The organism is Clostridium sp. (genome assembly GCF_051654825.1).
Taxonomy (GTDB): domain Bacteria; phylum Bacillota; class Clostridia; order Clostridiales; family Clostridiaceae; genus Clostridium.
Genome location: NZ_JBOFYU010000190.1, coordinates 1 through 3,988 on the forward strand (window position 1 = coordinate 1; position 3,988 = coordinate 3,988).

At 25.4% G+C, this 3,988-nt stretch carries 5 protein-coding genes; all 5 read left to right on the plus strand.

Going from position 1 to position 3,988, the window contains the following annotated elements:
- On the plus strand, positions 1 to 269 hold a 269-nt coding region (locus ACRDBA_RS11045), incomplete at its 5' end, for a hypothetical protein (RefSeq protein WP_438572970.1).
- A gap of 166 nt (positions 270 to 435) precedes the next feature.
- Positions 436 to 1,452 carry an NERD domain-containing protein gene (locus ACRDBA_RS11050; RefSeq protein ID WP_438572971.1) on the plus strand — a complete coding sequence of 339 codons (1,017 nt, stop codon included), beginning with the start codon at positions 436 to 438 and terminating at the stop codon, positions 1,450 to 1,452.
- Between the two features lie 186 nt (positions 1,453 to 1,638).
- On the plus strand, positions 1,639 to 1,935 hold the full coding sequence (locus tag ACRDBA_RS11055) for a cupin domain-containing protein (RefSeq protein ID WP_438572972.1): 297 nt from the start codon (positions 1,639 to 1,641) through the stop codon (positions 1,933 to 1,935).
- A 165-nt stretch (positions 1,936 to 2,100) separates the two neighbouring features.
- A complete protein-coding gene (locus tag ACRDBA_RS11060) occupies positions 2,101 to 2,724 on the plus strand; it encodes an IS607 family transposase (protein WP_438572973.1) in 624 nt (207 codons plus the stop codon).
- Positions 2,696 to 3,901 carry an RNA-guided endonuclease InsQ/TnpB family protein gene (locus ACRDBA_RS11065; RefSeq protein WP_438572974.1) on the plus strand — a complete coding sequence of 402 codons (1,206 nt, stop codon included), beginning with the start codon at positions 2,696 to 2,698 and terminating at the stop codon, positions 3,899 to 3,901. The genes ACRDBA_RS11060 and ACRDBA_RS11065 overlap by 29 nt, the downstream gene beginning before the upstream one ends.
- The last annotated feature ends 87 nt before the right edge of the window (positions 3,902 to 3,988 follow it).

The window sequence follows — 3,988 nt, forward strand, 5'->3', positions numbered from 1 at the left end:
AAGAACAATACAATCCTCAAGTTGTTTATTTCACTAATATCTTTTTAAAAAATATTGGAACTAGAGTTATATTTTTCGCATCAAGATTGTTATTATATGCTTATTTTATTTTCGCAATTATTTTTAGGACGTGGACAAAGATTATATGCTTGCTGATGACATTGTTGGTATTATGTAAAGCTTTATATAGATTTGATATAAGATTAAGGTTAAAAAAAATAATGATTATAGCCACAGTGATTTTAAGTGTTTTTGCTATTATTAAATGAGCTTAATTATTATATTGCTTGAGGAATCTCTTACCAAAAGAATAATGGTAAGAGATTTTATTTTAATCAATAAATATCAACGAAATCATATAGTACTAGGTAGATAGTATGAAAAATATGGTAATATATATAAGTACAATAACAAAGGGGAGCATAAGGAGTAAAAATGTTAAATAGAATAATAAAAGTAGTAACAAACAAACCTACTACAATAACAAAACCAAAATTCACAAAAGAATTCAATCAAACAAATAACCAAATAGAAGAGCTAGAAAAACTATTACAAAATGCATCTAGCAGCTCAAGGTCATATATAGAAAATGACATCAAAAAGCTAAAATATGGTGCAATAGGAGAAAATAACATATACTATGAACTAAAAAATAGCTTTATACCAATGGTATGCCTACATGATATTAGAATAGAATACAAAGGTCAAGTAGCACAAATTGACTTTATAGCAATAACAACAAAACAAATATATGTGATTGAATGCAAGAACTTAATCGGAGATATAACAATAACTAAAGATGGAGATTTCATAAGAAATAAGAAAAATACATATGGAAAAGTAGTATCAAAAGAGGGGATGTATAGTCCTATCGTTCAAAATGAAAGGCATATAAATATATTAAAAGAACTATTAAAAGATAAACTAGAATACAAATATAAATTAAAACGAATCGAATCGTTAGTAGTAACAGCAAATCCAAAAACTATAATAAATAAAAAACAAGCACCAAAAGAAATAAGCAATAAAATAATAAGACACGATCAATTAATAAACTTAATATCAGCAGTAGAAAAAGATAAGAAAATAGATTGGGTATTTATAGAAGAAGATATGATGAATATTTCAAAGTGCTTAAAAGAGCATCATAAAGAAATAGAAATCGATTATATAAGAAAATATTCTCTACAAGATACAGTAGTAGAAAATGATATAAATAATAGCTGTAATGAGGAAATGAGGACTAACTTAAAAGCATATAGGTTGAATAAATCTAAAGAAGAAAATACAAAAGCTTATATGATATTTAGCAACGAAACTATGGAAGAAATAATAGATAAAAAGCCCAAAAATATTGATGAACTTCAAATGATAAAAGGCTTTGGCCCAGTAAAAAGTGAAAAATATGGTCAAGATATTCTAAACAATATATGGAATATGGAATGTATTTAAATCAGCCAGAATTCAAAGGTAAGTCCAGTATATGAAAATACTGGACTTTTTCATAAAATTAAATTAATAAATTACCAGTTAGATTTATTATTAGTCGTTGACTTTATTATATAATCGTAACATAAAACACTCAAAACAATTAAAGAATTCATACCTTAAAATAAGGTGTAAGGTGCAGGAGAGAATATGGAGATTAGAAAATATTTCAAAAACAATATAGAATTAGAAGAAAAACTTCTGAAATGCAAAACAAAAGGAGAAAAAACAGAAATAATATATGTGTACAATGGAAAATATAAACAAATAATCAATGGAGAAACAATAGTTCTAGAAGCGGGAGAGTGTTGCATAATTAATCCAAATATAAAGCATAAAGGTTACCCTATAACTGTAGATGATAAAAAGGGTGAAGTAACAATTAAGATAAAAGGAATGTACTTCGAAAAGGAAATTAAAATAGAAGTTAAATATTTATTTATATAAACAAACTTCCAAACAAAGTTGCGTAGTTAAGGAATGCGAAGTCACTACATATTTGATATCATATAAATAAGTATGAAATTATAAGGAGATAGTAAATAGTTACTAAATTTATAAATTAAAGTACTAAAATAGGTAAAAATATACTCATATAAAGGAGTGAGTATATTGAAAAATAGTAATTATAAACCATATGAATTTGCAGAGTTATTAAATATATCTGTAAAAACATTACAACGTTGGGATAGAGAAGGAATACTTCATGCATTTAGAACACCAACAAATAGAAGGTACTACACCTACGAACAGTATCTAGAGTACAAAGGAATAACTAAAAATGAGAAAAAAATAGTTATATATACTAGAGTATCAACCTCTAATCAAAAAGATGATTTAAAAAATCAAGTAGAATTTCTTAAACAATACGCTAATGCGAAAGGCATAATAGTAGATGAAGTTATTGAAGATTATGGAAGTGGACTAAATTACAATCGTAAAAAATGGAATAAGTTATTGGATGAATGTATGTTATCAGAGGTTGGAACTATAATAATATCAAATAAAGATAGATTCATACGTTTTGGATATGATTGGTTTGAAAGGTTTTTATCTAAATTTAATGTTAAATTAATCGTAGTTAATAATGAAAGTCTTTCACCAAATGAAGAGCTAGTTCAAGATATAATTTCAATACTTCATATATTTAGTTGCAGAATATATGGGTTAAGAAAATACAAGAGAAAAATCAGAGAGGATGAGGATGTTGTTAAGAGCTTACAAGACAGAGATTAATCCTACAGAAGAACAAATTAAAAAGATTAATCAATCAATAGGAACTTGTAGATGGTTATATAATAATTACCTATCAAAGAATCAAGAGCTATATCAAAAATATAAAAATGGATTAATTGATAAAAAAGAAGCAACAATGAGTGCATATGATTTTGATAAATATATCAATAATGAAATAAAAACATTAACAGAATACTCTTGGATAAATGAATGTGGTTCAAAAGCTAGAAAAAAAGCTATTTGTAATGCAGAAATAGCATACAAAAGATTCTTTAAAGGATTAAGTTCATTTCCTAGATTTAAAAAGAAAAGTAATCATGATATAAAACTATATTTTCCTAAAAATGCTAAAAATGATTGGTATAGAGAAAGACATATAATACAAATACCAACTATCGGAAAAGTTAGGCTAAAAGAAAAAGGGTATTTACCTTTAGATAAAAAAGTAATAAGTGGTACTGTATCAAAAAAATCAAATAGATATTACATTTCTATCATAGTTAAAGATGATAGAAAAATTGAAGAAAATATAAATCAAAATGATGGTATAGGTATAGATTTAGGTATAAAAAATCTAGCTATATGTTCAAATAATAAAACATTTAAGAATATAAATAAAACGCATGTAGTAAAAAAATTAGAAAAGAAATTAAAAAGAGAGCAAAGAAAGCTTTCAAGGAAATATGAAAGTTTAAAAATCAGAGCAAGTGCCCAGTATGGGTATAAAAATCAAAAAGAAGGGAGAGCTACTAGACAAAATATCCAAAAACAAATAGCCATTGTACAAAATATTTATCAAAGGCTTACTAATATAAGAACTGACTATATAAATAAAACTATTAATGAAATAGTTACGCAAAATCCAAGCTATATAGTGGTGGAAGATTTAAATATTAGTGGGATAATGAAAAATAGACATTTATCAAAAGCTATATCTAATCAAAAACTATATGAATTTAAAAATAAATTAACTTATAAATGCAACATTAATAATATAGAATTAAGAACTGTAGATAGATGGTATCCATCAAGTAAAATGTGTTCTAATTGTAATAACGTTAATAAAGAATTAAAGTTATCAGACCGAATTTATAAATGTAGTTGTGGATTAGAGATAGATAGAGATTTAAATGCAAGCATGAATCTAAAAAATGCTAAAATATACAATATTGCATAAAATCAAAAGCAAGTGTATATATGTACGGATGGCTAGTTCGGAATTTACGACTGTGGAGTGTTATACAAATGAGAGTAGATTTTATAT

Coding starts and splice junctions, on each gene's coding strand:
- ACRDBA_RS11050 (WP_438572971.1), top strand. CDS start 436: ATGTTAAATAGAATAATAAAAGTAGTAACAAACAAACCTACTACAATA.
- ACRDBA_RS11055 (WP_438572972.1), top strand. CDS start 1,639: ATGGAGATTAGAAAATATTTCAAAAACAATATAGAATTAGAAGAAAAA.